The following is a 15,861-nucleotide window of genomic DNA, read 5'->3' as shown; positions in this document are numbered from 1 at the left end:
TCACAGGTCGGTGGGGTCGATCGGTCGCGGGTCGATCGGTTGCGGGTCGATCGGTCGCGGGTCGCTCGGGGCGGCGCTGCCGCGCCGGGCCCGGATCACCAGGGACCGGCCGCGCATACCGCCGTCCTGGCTGGTGCGGTGCAGCCGTCCGAGGGCGAGCTGGTCGGGCCGTCCGGGATAGGACGCCGCCAGCGCGGCCGGATCGTCGGCGCGCATCATGCCGTGGTAGCGCATCAGCACCGCGCCGAGCAGCAGCTTGTCGGCCAGGACGCCGCCGAGCGCGGTCTGGATCGGACGCACCGCGACCGCGAACGGGACGGTGACCGACGACGGCGGAGGGGGCGGCGGGGTGCCCGTGCTCGCGTCGTGCACCGCCGCGATCAGCTTCTCGACGGCGTCCGCGAACTCGGGGAAGCGGGCCCAGCGGCGCAGCGCGGCGATGTCGTCGCCGCTCATCGTGCCGCTCCAGGTGATGCCCGCGTACCGGGTTCCGGGTGCGTTGCGGGCGAGCTGCACCTTGTTCTGGAGCTCGTCCGGGATCTGCTCGGGTCCGGCGGGGATCTCCACGCGGGTGACGGCGTCCGGGCCCGCGCCGGTGGCCCGGGTGATGATCTGCGCGATCGCGTCCGTGAAGGCGCTGTCGCCGGGGAGCTGCCGCAGAGCTTCGCCGGCGGCGTCCGAGGGGCCCTGCCAGACCAGCGTCAGGGTCGGCGCGGGCAGGAAGTCGATGAGCGGACGGAGCCGGTCGGGCAGGTCCGCGGCGGGGGCGCTGACCGGCTCGGTGGCGTACCAGGCGTCGAACATGGCCTGGATCTTGGCCGCGTCCGGTTCGTGCATCAGACCGACCAGGGCGTCGCGGTCGCCCTTGGTCATCACTCCGGCGAGCAGCAGCCGTCCGTGCGCGTCGATGGCGACACGGTTGCGGGTGTCGAGCGGCAGGTTGCCGGTGTCGTAGCCGGTGCTGAGCTGCTCCTCGCTCACCTGGACGAGATCGACCGCCAGCGGGAAGTCGCCGAGCGCGCCGGTCGGAGGCGCCAGCGTCGTCTGCGCGACCAGGAAGCGCTTGCCGAGCTGGCGGTGGGTGAACTTCCGCGCGGCCGGGTCGTAGAAGCACTCGGCCTGCACCTCGATGTTGCCGCTGAACAGCTCGACGATCTGGTAGACCACCTCGGGGTCGGGCAGGGCGCTGAGCTTGCGCGCCGTCGCCGCACTCGACGCCGCGTCGGGCGCCTCGGCGGGCCAGCGCTGCTGGGCCTCGTCGGGCAGGCCGTCCCAGAACCGGCGCAGCGGGATCGTGATGGTGCGGACGCGGGTGTCCTGCTGGAACTGCCCGTCGGCGGGCAGCGGCGGGAACGGCGGCAGCCGGTGCCACACGATGTCCGCGCCGCTGGCGGTGGCGCTCGGCAGCGGCGACCGGTAGGTCAGGTCGCGCTGGGTGACGCCGTTGACCGGCGACACGGTGCCGTCGGTCTGCGCGATCACCAGCAGGCGGTGCTCGTAGTAGAACGGCAGGGCCCGCCACTGGAGGGCGAGGACGCCCTGGGAGAAGTCGCCGACGCGCTCGGGCAGGTCGAGGCCGCGCAGCTCGTCCGGGTCCGTCGCGCCGTCCAGGACGAGATGGTCCGGCGCGCTCGGGAGGGCGTCCGGGACGGGCGGGTAGACGTCCTCGACCAGGCGGACGGGCAGCTCGCGCTGGTGGTCCTTGGCGAACCCGCGCACCCACGCGTACCAGTCGGAGTAGCCGAAGCGGCGCAGCAGGGTGAAGGCGACCTGCCGGAACGCGAGCTGCCGGAGCAGCGTCTGGTTGCGCTCGGCCAGGGTCTGCTCGTGGTGCCGGGCGACGATCACCTCCCAGATCGCGCCGGGCGCGGGCGGACGCGCTGGGGTGGCCGGCTCGTCCAGCCGCCGCGAGCCGAGGACGAGCGGGGCGTCCACGGCCTGCGTGCGGTCGAGGACGACGTCCAGCCCGCCCGCGGCGGGATCCACCTGCACCGGCGGGGCGCCGGCCTCGGCGGCCGCGCGGCCGGGGAACAGCGTGGGGGAGCGGCGCAGGCTCTGCCACAGCAGGTCGTAGCGGCCGTACGGCTGGAGGTGGTAGCGCAGCGTGTGCGCCCAGCGGTCCTCGATCAGCTGCGTGTAGGTCAGGCGCCCGTCGGCGTCGGGGGTGGCCGGCGCGGGCGAACCGGCGCGCGGGTAGGCCGTGGCGGTCCAGGGACCGGCGCCGGTCGCGCCGAGGCCGTCCGGTCCCGCGTCCACCGCGCCGCTCGCGTCGAAGAACCGCGCCGTCCAGGCGAGGACGCCGGGCAGCGCCTCGGCGATCCCGGCCGCGTCGGCGGGGAGGGTGACCTTCTGGGAGTCGGGCACCTTGGGATCGTTGCTGTTCAGCGTCTCCAGGTAGTACTTGAGCCGCAACCACTGGACGCGCTCGGGGACGCCGTCGTCCGGCGCGGCGAACGCGGCGGCCAGCGCGCCGGTCGCGACGGTGAAGTGGTGGGCGCGCTCGTCGGTCGGGCCGAAGTCCTCGATGCGGACCGTCCCGGCCAGGTTCTCCGCGGCCGGCAGGTCGGCCGCGGCGAGCGAGGGACGCAGCAGCGCGAGCTGGTCGGCGCTGAGCAGGGTGCGGGCGCTGAGCAGCTTGCGGCCGGCGTCGTAGTCCAGCAGCGGCGCGATCGCCGGGTCGAACGGCGCGGGATCGGCGGTCAGCCGGGCCTGCGGACGGACCTCGACCGTCCCCGGTAGCGTGGCGCCGCGCAGCAGCAGGGCCGCCTCGCCGTTGAGCGGCAGCCGGATCGTGCGGGCGATCGGCGCGGGCTGCGGTTCGAGCTCCTGCTGCCCGGCGCCGTCATCGGGCCGCACGACCAGGCTGCACGGCGCGGACGGGGTGAACCGCACCTCGACGTCGGCGTTGGAGCGTCCGGTAAGCGTGACGGCGCGGTAGCGCAGCCGCTGCCGGACGGCCGGCCGCAAACTGATCTGGACGAGCGCCAGCAGGTCGTCGCCCGCGGCCGGACGCTCGCCGAGCTGGACGCAGCGTCCGGGCTGGAACAGCAGCTCGACGTGCAGGTGCCGACGCAGCGCGGCGAACGCCGCGGCGTCGGGGTCGGCCGGGGTGCCCGTCAGGCGCGCGAAGAGCCCCTTGAGCAGTTCCAGCAGCTTCGGGCCGTGCAGGACGCCGGTGTCGGGGTCGTGGAGGCTGAAGGTCACTGACAGCCCGAGACGTTGCAGCGCGCCCCAGCCGTAGCGGTCGGCGCCGGGTGGGCAACTGGCCAGGAAGTCGGCCAGGCCGTTGGGCAGCGTCGGCGGGCTGAGCTGCAGGGCGGCGGCGTAGCCGCCGGTGACCCGGCCCTGCGGGTCGGTGGCGCTGCCGGGACGCAGCGCGCGCAGCCGCTCCAGCAGGCGCCCCAGCAGCGGATGCAGCGGCGTTTCGCGCTTGCCGCCGGGCTGGGTGACGCCCTGCCATTCGGGCCATTCCAGGTAGGAGTCCTGCCAGGAGTACCAGGGACCGCGCTCGTCCCGCACGCCCCCGGCGGACGGGTCCGGCGGACGGCGCCGCTGGACGGCCCCCGGGTACCACGCCTCCCACTGGCTGGTGTTGAGCGTGTCGCCGGGCACCAGCGGCAGGTCGTCCGGCGGAAGCATCTGGACCTCCTGCCGCAGCCGCAGCTCGGCGGCGAGCCGGGCGGCGCTGGCGAAGGTGTCGGTGGTGGCCGCGTCGATGTCCAGCTCGTACAGCCGGTACCCGGCGTTCAGCTCCAGGGGGTAGGCGGCGTCCCCGCTGGGTCCCTGGTTCCAGCGGAACCGGATCGCCCGGATGCCCAGGGGATGCGGCCGGAACCCGACGCTCGCGCCGATGTCCCCGGTGAACACGAACGGCGGCGGCCCACCGGCCGCGGCGCCGGGGGTGGGGCCGGGGAGGGGCATGGGCGCGTGGGCCAGGCCCGGCTCGGCGCGTTCGTCCTCGGGACGGACCACCGGGAAGCCGGTCGGGCGCGGCAGCCACTCCAGCTCGGCCGGGCGGCGCTCCTCGCGCGGGTTGCCCGAGTGCTCGATGCGGTCGGTCGGCGCGGGCGCGGCGGGCGGCGCGGCGACCGCTTCGGCGGCGAGCCGGAGCTGCACCGGCGCCAGGGCCGACGGCACGTCCCGGTCGGAGACCGTCTGGAAGAACACCCGCCACGCCTCGGGACGCCAGGCGCCGTCCGGCAGCACGCCCGCGGCCCGCAGCGCGGCGACCGGGACCACCGCCGCGCGCGCACCGGGCGGTCCGAAGACGTGGTCGAGGTCGATCGTGACGTCGGTGGGCAGCGGCCGGGCGTTGGAGGTCGGCAGCCCGGCCGTCCGGCCCCGCTGGGTGGTGCCGTCCAGGCCGTAGGAGCCGATCGGGACGGTGCTCTCCCGCCGGAAGATCAGCCGGTAGGTGCGGATCGGCACCGCCGGGCCGTCCTGGCGGGCCGCCTCGGTCCACTCGACGTAGACCTGGCGCGGCTCCATCACCTGCGGGGTCACCGCGCCGGCCGGGGCCAGGTCGGCCGGGGCCAGGTCGGACGGGGCGATGGCGTAGCCGACGGTGAGGTCGCCGTCCACCGGCACCGCCGGGGGCGTGGTCGGGTAGCGGGTCGCGACGAGGGTCAGCGGGCGTCCGGCGTGGCCGGCGAAGTCGACCGGCGTGACGGTGTAGACGTACGTGCGTCCCTTCCGCGGCAGCGCGGCGCGGTCGGCGGCCGTGTCGGGGAAGTGGTCGACCACCTGGAAGCGCGGCTGGAGCAGCGACAGGGTGTCGGTCGGCGTGACCCCGCCCGCCGCGGCGACGTCGGTGGTGTGGCGGTGCAGCACCTTGACCGGTTTGACCGTGGTGGTGCGCTCGGCCTCGTCGCCGTCGAGGGCGCGCCGGCGCACCAGGTAGTGCGCCAGGTGGTGGTCGGGGTCGTTCTGGACGCGGGTGACGCCCGGGAGCGCCCGGCGCGTCCAGCTCAGCTCCCAGGCCAGGGCGATGGTGCTCGCGTTGCTGTACTGGCGCACCTGCTGGAACTCGGGCGGGAACAGGTCGAACCGGGCCTGGGCGACGTTGAAGGTCCGCACGTCCTGGCGGGTGGGGCCGGGATCGGTGGCGTCGGGCCGTTCGCGCTGGCCGATGGACGGCTGGGCGTCCAGGCCGGTGGTCACCTGGTCGAGCCAGGCGGGACGGCCGCCGTCGGCGGCCCGCACCGCGAACACCAGCCCCATCTGGAAGGCCAGCGAGCTCGCGGTGAGCGCGGCGCGCCTGGCCGGGTCGGGTTCGGCGTGGAAGGCGCGCAGGTCGGCGATGATGTCGTGGATGATGACGCCGCGCAGCTGGTGGGCCTGCTGGTCGGCCTGGACGGCGCCGACCGTGCCGGGGTCGCCGCCGTCCCGCGCGGCGCCGTCGGCGGCGTAGATCGTCGTGCCCGGGGCGAACGCGGCCTCCAGCAGCTGCTCGTAGAGCTCCTGCGGGTCGCGCTTGAGGTAGGGCGAGCCGCCGAACTGCTCGTAGGCTCCGCGCACGGCCGCCTCGAAGGAGCTGTCCGAGGGGTTCTGCACGCGGGGGTCGCCGACCGGCGGACGGTAGCCGGGCAGCGCGCCGGGGTCGCCGACCGGGTGCGCGACCGCGGCGTCCCCCGCGCCGGTGTAGGTCTGCTTGAAGGCGCTGCCGAGGTGCTGGGCCAGGCTGAGGCCGTCCTGGAGGGGCGCGGGGTCGCCCGCCTGGCCGGTGGTCGGGTTCACCACGCGGCGCTCGGCCGCGCCGCCGGTGTACAGCCGCGCGGCCCAGTTCACCGCCCACGTGATCGGGTCGCCCGCGGCGACCGCGCCGGTCACGTCGACGAACTGCGGCGTGGGCAGCGGTTCGAAGTGGCGCAGGGTGTATCTCTCGCCGGCCGCCGGCTTCGGGACGCGCAGGAAAAAGTCCTTGCCAACCGTGGTGCCGTCGGCGGGTGGCGGCGGCAGGAAGCCGAGCTCGGGCTCGGCGACCGGGAAGCCGTCCTCGTCCGGGATCAGCCGTCCCTGCGCGTCCCGGTGCAGCCGTTCGGCCTGCGGCAGCAGGACGAAGTAGGTCTGGCGGTCGGCGTCCCAGCTCGGCGCGTCGCGCAGCACGAACAGGACGTAGCCGGGAACGTGGAACACGTCGGCAGCCGGCGCGGCCGTCCGCTCGCCGATCACGGCCGCGAGGGCGCGCGGCGGCAGCCCGGCGGGGCGCGCGGACAGCAGGCGCGTGAACTCCGGCGCGGCGTCCATCGCGCCGCCGGTGCCCGGCACCGGCTCGACCTCGGTGGCCTCCAGCCCCAGCGAGAGGAACTGCTTGGTCCGGTCGAGGGCCGCCTCGACGTTCCCCTCCTCGAACGCGATCTTGACGTTGGCCTGCAGGCTGTGGCCGCAGCAGGAGACGCCGACGGTGCCGCTGCCGCGCACGCCGGGAATGCTCAGCCCCTTCACGCCGATCTCCAGGCCCGCGCTGAAGGTGATCTCCAGGCTGAAGCTGAACGACAGCCGGATGGTCGTGAACACGAGCGGGATCTTGATCCAGAACTCGACGGCGAAGGAGACCTGCACCTCCAGCCCGATCGCGCCGTAGACGGCCGAGCCGTGCAGCGGGTCGCGGAAGTCGACGACGCCGATGTAGCGCGCGCCGAACGCCACCCGTGCGGTGGCGCTGATCCGCATGCCGACCAGCCCGAGGTCCACGCCGGCGCTGAGGTCGAGCCGTCCGCGCGCGAGGAAGCTCGTGCCGAGCACCATCTCGGTGGTGGAGACGCGGAAGATGAAGCCGCCCTCGACCTCCACGGCCAGCGGACCGAGCGTGGTGTGCCAGCGCAGCATGTTCGGCCAGCCGAGCTCGTAGTGGAACAGGCCCGGCTCGATCAGCAGCGTCGCGGAGAAGCGGCTGTTGCCGATCGCGTCGCGGACGAAGTCGGGCAGCGGCGGGTGGACGCCCGGCTTGCCGCCCTCGGGCTTGGAGACGTGGGCGAGGAAGCGCTTCTGCCGCGGGGACAGCAGCACGAAGCCGCTGAGGATGGGGTTCTCGCGGGCGCCGTCCCGGTCGGTGACGTAGTCGGCGTAGTTGGTGTTGAACCAGCCGCGGACCGCCATGAAGAACGTCAGGTCGCTGCGGAACGCGATGATCGCGTCGACGAGGAAGACGCAGGCCAGGTCGGCCTCGGCGAACGCGTCGTAGCGCAGCGGCGAGGCCGAGGCGGAGGTCTGCGAGATCATCGCGCGCAGCACGATCGTCCAGCGCGGGTCCTGGCCGGCGTCCTCCAGGTCCACCGCCCAGCGGTCGCGCCTGGACAGGTCCCCTTGGGTGCGCGAGAGGCCCTCCAGCGTCTTCAGCAGTTTCCGGACGTCGTTCTCGGCGTCCGCGGCCTTGATGGAGGCGATGGTGAAGCGGTAGCCGAAACCCATCCCGATCTCGCGCAGGTAGATCTGGATGACCGGGATCATGAAGCTGACCTGGCGGATCTCCAGGTAGAGGAACCAGGCCCGCAGCCACGGCGAACCCGGACCGCGGCGCACCCGCAGGAACCCGAAGCTGGCCGCGATGGTCGGCAGCCCCTGGATCTGCACGACACCCTCGCCGACCAGCCCCGTCTGGTCGGGCTCGTCGACGAAGTCGACCACGCCGTGCAGCCGGAAGGCGGCGCCGATGGCCAAGTTCACCGGCAGGCGCGCGAAGTGGATGCGCGGTGTGAACTCGCCCGGCAGCGGCAGGCCGATGAACAGCTCGTGGTAGTCGGGCCGCGAGTCCGGGGTGTCGCCGGGGCCCTGCGCGAACTTCAGCTGGCCGGTCACCTGCATGGCGCTGTCGCCGCCGAAGAACTCGCACTGCGGGACGAACCCGATCGCGCGCAGCTCCATCTCGAAGCAGCCGAGGAAGCTGAACGTGACGGCTTTCGGCAGCTCGACCAGGAACTTCACATGCTTGGAGATCACCTTGGCGTCGCCGGTGAGCGGGCACTGGACCAGGTCGATGCGGATCTTGCCGAGCAGCCCCAGCGGCCCGTCCGCGTCGTCGCCGGGGGCGAGGACGAACCGGGCGGAGCCGGTGACGGTGAAGTAGAGGTGGAAGGCGCCGTCGTCGACGAACCGCAGGCCCAGCGCGTCCACCGAGAACTGGAAGCGCGTCCCCTTGCAGTCCAGCAGCTTGACGCCGCGCAGGTTCGCCGCGCCCTGCACCAGGGTCAGGTTGCCGCCGTCGCGCTGGGCGAACTGGAGGGCGATGTCGGCGGTGGCGTCGCCGACCAGGTCGGGCGGCAGCGGACCCGACCCGGCGAGGGTGAAGTCGGCGATCCGGTTCTCGCGGATCGAGAAGCCGCTGTCGGTGAAGCGGAACCGCGTGCGCAGCCCGTTAAGCCGGGCCGGACGGTCGGTGACGGTCGCGGCGAGGTTCACGCCCTTCGGCGTCAGGGCGAAGTCCCGGACGCTGAAGGTGATCGGCTCCTCGCTCGCGCGGGTGAAGTCCAGCTCCAGCACCGCCCCGTCCGGCTGCTGGAGCTGGTAGTGGTAGTCCTTGGTGGCCAGGGTGAAGTAGTGGAAGGTCTTGTCGCCGAGATCCCTGCCCCGGAACCGCCAGCGCAGCCCGAACAGGTCGGGGAACTCCCGCTCGGCCTGCGTCGAGCGCAGCGCGATCCCCTGGTCGTGGTCGACCTTGAGCGCGAAGGTGCCGAGGTCGAACGTCAGCCGGCACAGCAGGTCGAAGCCGATGCTGAGAACCCGCACCCGCACCCCGAGGTCGAAGCTCACCTCGCCCTGCGGCAGCGTGATCGGCAGCCCGGTGAGCGGCGTGTCGGTGTAGAGCTGCAGGAGCTGCGAGTCGGCGCCCTGGCCCTGCTTGAGGAAGGGCAGCGTGAACGCGCCGCCGCCCGCGTCGATGTTGACGCTCAGCTGCGCCGTCCAGCCGGTCCCGAGGTCGGCGGGGTCGAACACCACGGGTCTGCAGAGGCCGGCCGGATCGTTGAGGTCGAGCGGCGGGATCGGCGTGGTGAGCTCGCGGAAGAAGCCGGGCAGCTTCGGCGCGCCGAGCGTGACGTCGAGCAGCACCAGGCTGCGCGGCCCGTCCGGCGGTTTCAGCGAGACGCTGAAGAGGGGCTTGCCGGGCGGCTGGGGCGGCTCGTCGTTGTGCAGCTCGCGGTCGCCGTCGCGGTTCCAGGCGAAGGTGCTGCCCGCCGTCACGGGGTCGGTCCCCGTCAGGGTGACGACGAACGCGGCGCGGCCGAGGCCCGCGCCCTGGCGCATCAGCAGCAGCGAGAACCGGCTGGACGCCGGGACGTCCACGCTGAGCCCGGGCAGCGCGAAAGCGGCGCCGGACGCGGCCGCCCGCCAGTCGAGGCGCGCCTCTTCGAGGCCGTCCGCGCCGATGATCAGGCGCAGGGTGACGTCCTGATCGCCCGCCGGGCTGCGGTCGCCCAGGTTCGGGACGAACCGGCCGAGCAGCCTGCCCAGGGCGCCCTCCTTCCACTGCAGCACCAGGCACGCCTTGCCGCCCGCCTGGTGGAAGCCGACCGTGGCGCTGTCGATCACCACCCCGGTGTCGGCGATCTGGACCGGGTAGGGGAGCGGAGCGCTGAACGGCGTGTCGGAGCGGATGCCGTCCCTGCTGGCGCTCCCGCTGAGCTTCGGCACCGCGAGCTCGACGAACGGGCGTCCGGGGTCGGGCTCGTAGCGGGCGTCGCCGCCGTTGGTCACCTTGCGCATGGGGCGCAGCAGGCTCGGGCCGAACCGCAGCGCCACGGGAGCGTCGGTCACGCGCAGCACCGTTTGCGGGACGAAGTCGAGCTCCAGGCCGATCCCCTCGGGCTCGGCGGAACCACCAGCGTCGCGCTGCAGCACCACGCTCACCGCGTCGAGCCCGGGCAGCCCCAGGACGAGATCCTGCTCCAGGAGCAGGCGGCTCACCAGATTGACCTTGTCCGGCTCGACCGTCGACTGCGGCGGCTCGATCCAGATGTGCGCGAGGACGGCGGGGTCGGACGGCTTGGGCAGGAAGGGCGGCCACTTCTCGCCGAGGTAGTCCTTCAGGGTCATGAATATGGTCATGACGAGCATGCCCCCCATGCCGTGCGCGAGTCGACGTCCGCGAAGAGGTCGTACCTCTCCTGCTCCTTGCCGGTGAGCGTCTTCTCCGAGGTGGGCAGGACCACGGGGGTGACGCCGGACGGCAGGGTGACCCCGCTGCCCGGCGTGCCCCAGGAGGCGTTCCAGACGTTGAGCGCCTTGTCGATGTCGGCGATCTTCTGCTGGTCGGCCGGGGGGAGGCGGAAGGCGTCGCTCCAGAGCCCCACCCGGTACTGCCGCACCAGGGTGTCGTCCTCGTCGAGGACGGCCACCGAGTGCTCGATGTCGGTGTAGAGGCTGCGCCGGGCGAAGTTGGCCGACCCGACGATCGCCCAGTGGTCGTCCACGAGGGTGGTCTTCGAGTGGACGATCACGTCCCGGGAGAACATCGACACCTGGGCGCGCTGCGCGGGGGTCAGCCCCTTCAGCAGGCCCTGGGTCAGCGCGACCAGCCCGTACGGCGGGTAGGCCGGATCGGTCGGGTCGGCGACCCCGACGACCAGGAGCACCTTGAGATCGGGCTTGGCCTTGATCGCGTCCCGCAGCCTGCCCATCAGCTCGATCGACCAGAACGACTGGTCCTCGACGTAGATGTAGCGGTCGGCGGCCTTGATCGCCTTCATCCAGGCCGAGCGGACCTCGAACAGGCCGGCCGGGGCGAACGAGATCTTGTCGTTCGGAGGCAGCTGGTTGAAGCTCTTGAAGTTGAACTGGGGCAAGGTGCGCAGCGACTGGACGTGATGCCGGCCCACCGGCGTGGTCGGCAAGGTTCGCGCGGCCAAGGGGAGGGAGCCCGGCGTGTGGCTGTCGAGGTTCGTGAAGGCGAGCCGCAGGGGCTTCACCGCCCGGCCCCTGACCTCGTTCCACATGTCGCGGAAGTAGTCGTGCATCGCCTGCACCGCCGGCCCCTCGACCTTCGCCTGCACGTCGTGCCACTGCTGGGCGGGGTGCGGCTGGGAGCCGTGGCGGTCGCCCACGAAGTCGAGCCCGCCCGTGTAGCCGACGGCGCCGCCGCCGCTGCCGACGAGCACCAGCTTGGTGTGCGCGGCGCCCGCGGGGTGGGTCAGGATGTTCACCCAGGCCTTCTCGGCGAGGGCGGGTTCGGTGCGTAACTCCTGGATGGAGGCCAGGGTGGCGATGTTGATGTCGCGGATCCAGCCCAGCCCGTGCTTGACCGCCTTCGTCTGGACGAAGTTGTCGGCCATCAGCGCGAACGAGACCCAGCCCAGGATCCGGACGTCGACTCCGGCCCGCGCCTTGGCCTTGAGCAGGTCGATCATGCGGGCCGCGGCCGCGGGCCCGTCCAGGGAGAAGGGTTTCTCCAGCTCGACCGTCGGCAGGTACGTGCCCGACGAACCGGGCGCGGGCAGGATCTTGCCGCCCATCAGATGGAGATGCCAGCCGGCGATGTAGATGAACTGGTTCGCGTTCTCGCTCGGCGTCCCGAGGCCCACGGTCGCGAGCTGCGCCTTGAGATCGTCGAAATAGGTGGTGCCGTCGATCAGCGGGGTGACCCGGCAGCCCCCGAAAGTGAGCGGGAGCGGCTCCGAAGGCGGCACGGTGTCGTCCGGCTGAACGAAGTACTTCTTCATCAGCGCATCGATATCGGCCACCAGAAAGCCCCCGAAGCTGTTCACGCGACTTCCCGGCGAATTCAGCATTCAGGCAGCGGAGGAACGGCGGCCGCTCATCGGTCACGGACGACGGTCGAGCTGGGGAATGATGAAGGTGAAGCCTGCGAGGAGTCAACTTTCACACAGGAGCCTCACTCCGGACAACGGTCCGGCCTCATCCGGACGGCGACCATGCCCTCCCGCGCGGCCACCCCACCGTGACCGCCGGGCCGCTTGCTTTCCCGCGAAACTCGTTCCCGCCGTTCGATGAATGCGACAAACAATTACATAAAGGACTCTTGATCGCGCCCGCCGAAGCCGGAGAGGACGATCAGTTGACGGCGTGGGTGGGGGCCTGTTCGAAGAGGCCCATGGTGCAGCACTTGGGGCCGCCGCCGCCGGCCTGGAGCTGGGGCATCTCGATGGGGACCGGCTCGAAGCCCTGGGCGGTGAGGTCGTCGGCGAGCTGCTCCGCGGTGTGGTGGATCACCACGTGGTGCCCGTCCGACCAGCCGTTGAGGCCGAGCTGGTTCGCGTCGTGGTCGGAGGCGATGATCGCGTCCGGGAAGAGCCGGCGGAGCAGGCGGCGGCTGTCGGGCGAGAACGCGTCCGGGTAGTAGGCGACGGTCACGCCGTCGAGGACGCACAGCGCCGTGTCCAGGTGGTAGAACTTCTCCTGGATCAGCTGGAGGCTGACGACCGGCCGCGCGAAGAATTGCTGCGCCTCGAAATGCGCCCGCTGGTCGGTGCGGAATCCGGTGCCGGCGAGAATGAAGTTCTCCGTCAGGAGAAAGTCGCCCTCACCCTCGCTCGTGGCCTCCGACAATCGGACGTCGTAACCCGCGCTCTCGAACCACTCGGCGTGCGCCGACCGTTCCCCCGCCCGTTCCTCGCTTTTGGGACGCGCGACGAACGCCTGCCGTTCGATCGCCACCGCCCCGTTCGCCGCGAACACCATCTGGGTCAGATCGGGGCGCGCTTCGAGCAGCTCGACCTCGTGGCCGAGCCTTTCGTAGGTCGCTTTGAGGCGGGTCCACTCCTCGACCGCGGCGTCGCGGTCGGTCTCGGCGTCCTTGGGCGCCCACGGGTTGTCGTCGGTGATCTCGTAGAACGTCGGCGGGCACATCAGGACCCGCCGGCGCTCCTCGCGCCGTCCGGTGGCCGGTTCTCCCATGTTCCTGCCCCTTCGTCACAGCTCGTCAGGACGCTCTCGGGCCGAACCCCTCTGGCGCTGCGTCACTCGCGAGTACCTACCGTGCCCGACCTGGATGGCCTCAAACTGGAACAAACCGGCGGCGGCTCAGGCATCGCCGGTCCTGCGCAGGGGTCCCCAGTCGCCGCGCTGCTCGGCGACGGCGCGTTCGGCCTCCTCCAGCACGTCCTCCTCGATCCAGGCGATCGGCCGGCGGCAGGCCACCAGCGGCTCGTTGTCCGGCCCGTGCCCCACGACCTCGCCCTCCAGCACCCAGGGACGGACGCCCGGCCCCTTCTCGTGCGCCAGGTGGCTGTAGTCGTAGAGGCGGCGGGCCACCCACATCCACACCGGCCGGGGCTTCCACCAGTCCTCCACGTCCAGCGCGTTGGCCGACAGGCCCGGCAGCTCCGTCCCGGTCAGGTCGTCCTTGCTGACGCCCCCCTCGTCGACCTCCGGCCCCCGGGACCAGCGCACGAACAGCCCCGACTCGTTCTCCACCAGTTCGGCCAGGTCAGCCAGTGTTTTCACGGATGCCAGCTCCATGCCGCCCGCCTACCCCGAATCACGCGCGGAATTCCTGGCCGGGCCCCGCCACTCCCCGTGGCCCCTTCATCACCACCGACCGGCATCTTTCACGGGAAGAAAATGGACGACCGAGATATGCCGCGCTCGAACGGGATGCGCGGTGGCGTCCTCGGGACGCGCTCGGTGGCGTGCCACCTGACCCTTGACTGTTGTCGCGACTACTGAATATAGTAGTCGCGACAACAGATCGGAGAGCGGCATGTACGTCTTCGGCGACGAGAAGGTCATCAGTGGCGACACCGCCACGGTGTGGGCGGTCTGGTGCGACGTCGAGCGGTTCCCGGACTGGGACCCGCGCGAGGCCGAGAACAGGCTGGACGGACCGTTCGGAGTCGGTACCAGCGGCTACTCCAAGCAGCACGGCAACCCCGGCGGCCCCTACACCATCACGGCCGTCGAGCCGGAGCGGGTCTGGACCGCGCGATCGCCGCTGCCCGGCGGGGAGCTGACCGTCCACCACGGAATGGAGGCCGCCGGCGCCGGGAAGGTCCGCGTCTGGAAGCGGTACGAGGTGCGCGGCCCGCTCGGCCCGCTGTTCCGCTGCTACTACGGCCCCAAGGTGCGCAGGGCGCTGGCGGGCACGTTCGCCGCCCTGGAGCGGGAGGCCGCGCGGCGATGACGCGACCACCGGCCCCCCGGGGCCCGCTGATGAGCCCGGGGTTCTGGCTGCACCACGCGGCCCTGTCCTGGCGGCAGGCGCTGGACGCCGGGCTCCGGCCGCTCGGCCTCACCCACACCCAGTTCAACCTGCTGGCCTCGGTCAACTGGCTGACCGGCCAGGACGGCCCGCCGACCCAGCAGGCGGCGGCCGAACTGTCGGGGGCCGACCGGATGATGACCTCGAAGGTCCTGACCACGCTGGAGGCCCGCGGCCTGCTGACCCGCGTCCCCGACCCGGACGACTCCCGCGCCAAGCGCCTCGTCGTCACCCCCGCCGGCCGCGACCTGGTGAGCCGGGCCGTCCAGGTCGCGGCCGAGGTGGACGCCGCCTTCTTCGGTGCCGGCCCGGACCGCGAGGCCCTGCGCCTACGCCTCCGCGAGATGGCCGAGAACCGCGCCACCTGAACGGCCCGCGCGGGTTTCCCAGCTCTCCGTCCTGAACGAGGCGGCGGCCTCCACGCCCGGACGCAGCCGCGCTGCCCTCGCCGGCGACGGAAGGTCGGCGGCGTCGCTAGGGGACGCCGGTCGCGAGCAGTCCGGGGGACGGGCGGTCTGCCGTCAGAGCGCCAGGCGGAAGCGCTCGCCGAGGCCGGTGAGGCGTTCGACGGGCTCGTTGGCGAAGACCAGCCGCAGGTAGCGGCTTCCGCTCGGGCCCCAGCCGTCCATGGGGGTGGCGGCGATCTTCGCCCGGTCGAACAGGCGCCGGGACAGCTCGGAGGCGGTCAGTCCCAGGGGCCTGGCGTCGAGGAGCAGCGACCAGCCGCCGTGCGGCCGGATGACGGGATAGGCGGACAGCTGGTCCAGAACCGTCTCGCAGCGCCGCCGCCATTCGGCGGTGGCGGCGGCGACGTCGGCCTCGGCGTCGGGCGCGTCCAGCGCGGCGGCCACGGCCTGCTGGGCCAGGCCGACCTGGCAGACGACGTTGGTCAGCCCGACGAGGCGGATGTCGGCCATGATGGGCGCGGGGCCGACGACCCACCCGACGCGCCAGCCGATGAGCCGCAGCTCCTTGGACGCCGAACCGACGCTGATGGTGCGCCGGGCCAGCCCCGGGTGGGCGGCCGGATGGCTGGGTGGGCGGCCGTCGAAGCGGATGCGCTCCATGGCCGCGTCGTAGATCAGCCAGGCGTCGTGGCGTTCGCAGGCGTCGGCGAGGGCGGACCAGTGCCGCTCGTCCAGGACGAGGCCGGTCGGCATCGCCGGTCCCATCATCAGGACCGCCGCGGTGCCGGGTCCGACGGCGGCGGCGAGCCGTCCGGCGTCGACGGTCCAGCCGTCCGCGGTGGGCTGTGCGGGGACGAACCGGGGGATTCCGCCCGCGAGCCGCACCCGGTTGACCAGGCCGGCGTAGATCGGGTCGCACAGCACGACCTCCTGCCCGGGCTCCACGGTGGCCAGCAGCGTGTTGAGGATGCCGTTGAGCCCGCCGGCCACGCTGACGCATTGGGTGCCGGCGTCATAAGCGTGCCCGGAGATGCGGCCGACGTGGGCCGCGGCGGCTTCCCGAAGCGAGCGGTGTCCTTGGAACGGCAGGTAGCTGTTGGCCGAGTCGGTGTCGACGGCGGCGCGGGTCGCGGCGAGGGCGACGGCGGGCGGACGCAGGTCGGTGTCGAGGTTCTCCAGCCGCAGCAGTTCCGGGTCGTTCGCGGCGTCGGCCGCGTCACCCACGGCGTCCACGCCGATGCCCGGGATGTCGCGTAGCCGCGTCACCGTCATGTCGCCTCCACAGCCGAACTTTTTACCGGTACG

General features: G+C 72.7%; 7 protein-coding genes. 2 read left to right on the top strand and 5 right to left on the bottom strand.

Features of this window, described 5'->3' with window-relative positions; all coding sequences use genetic code 11:
- The 4 genes from ACFPCY_RS41915 to ACFPCY_RS41900 form a co-directional block, all read right to left on the bottom strand.
- Positions 1-10,041 carry a hypothetical protein gene (locus ACFPCY_RS41915; protein ID WP_378265279.1) on the bottom strand — a complete coding sequence of 3,347 codons (10,041 nt, stop codon included), beginning with the start codon at positions 10,039-10,041 and terminating at the stop codon, positions 1-3.
- On the bottom strand, positions 10,038-11,672 hold the full coding sequence (locus ACFPCY_RS41910; protein WP_378265277.1) for a phospholipase D family protein: 1,635 nt from the start codon (positions 11,670-11,672) through the stop codon (positions 10,038-10,040). Before ACFPCY_RS41910 ends, ACFPCY_RS41915 begins: the two co-directional genes overlap by 4 nt.
- Before the next feature lie 331 nt (positions 11,673-12,003).
- Entirely contained in the window at positions 12,004-12,846 is an 843-nt protein-coding gene (ddaH, locus tag ACFPCY_RS41905; RefSeq protein WP_378265275.1) for a dimethylargininase, read from the bottom strand.
- Between the two features lie 126 nt (positions 12,847-12,972).
- Complete coding sequence (locus ACFPCY_RS41900) at positions 12,973-13,395, bottom strand: DUF6098 family protein (RefSeq protein ID WP_378265273.1); 423 nt, start codon at positions 13,393-13,395, stop codon at positions 12,973-12,975.
- Between the two features lie 256 nt (positions 13,396-13,651).
- Between ACFPCY_RS41900 and ACFPCY_RS41895 the strand changes: the two genes are divergently transcribed.
- Both ACFPCY_RS41895 and ACFPCY_RS41890 read left to right on the top strand, forming a co-directional pair.
- Positions 13,652-14,071: an SRPBCC family protein gene (locus ACFPCY_RS41895; protein WP_378265271.1), complete on the top strand. Its 420-nt coding sequence runs from the start codon at positions 13,652-13,654 to the stop codon at positions 14,069-14,071.
- A gap of 29 nt (positions 14,072-14,100) precedes the next feature.
- On the top strand, positions 14,101-14,517 hold the full coding sequence (locus ACFPCY_RS41890) for a MarR family winged helix-turn-helix transcriptional regulator (protein WP_378265269.1): 417 nt from the start codon (positions 14,101-14,103) through the stop codon (positions 14,515-14,517).
- A gap of 153 nt (positions 14,518-14,670) precedes the next feature.
- Here the strand turns inward: ACFPCY_RS41890 and ACFPCY_RS41885 are convergent, their stop codons facing one another.
- Positions 14,671-15,828 carry a pyridoxal phosphate-dependent aminotransferase gene (locus ACFPCY_RS41885; protein ID WP_378265267.1) on the bottom strand — a complete coding sequence of 386 codons (1,158 nt, stop codon included), beginning with the start codon at positions 15,826-15,828 and terminating at the stop codon, positions 14,671-14,673.
- Positions 15,829-15,861: the final 33 nt, after the last annotated feature.

The organism is Actinomadura gamaensis (assembly GCF_042652125.1).
Lineage (GTDB): Bacteria > Actinomycetota > Actinomycetes > Streptosporangiales > Streptosporangiaceae > Spirillospora > Spirillospora gamaensis.
Note: the sequence above shows the minus strand (reverse complement) of the source record. Positions and strands in the feature narration are given on the sequence as shown.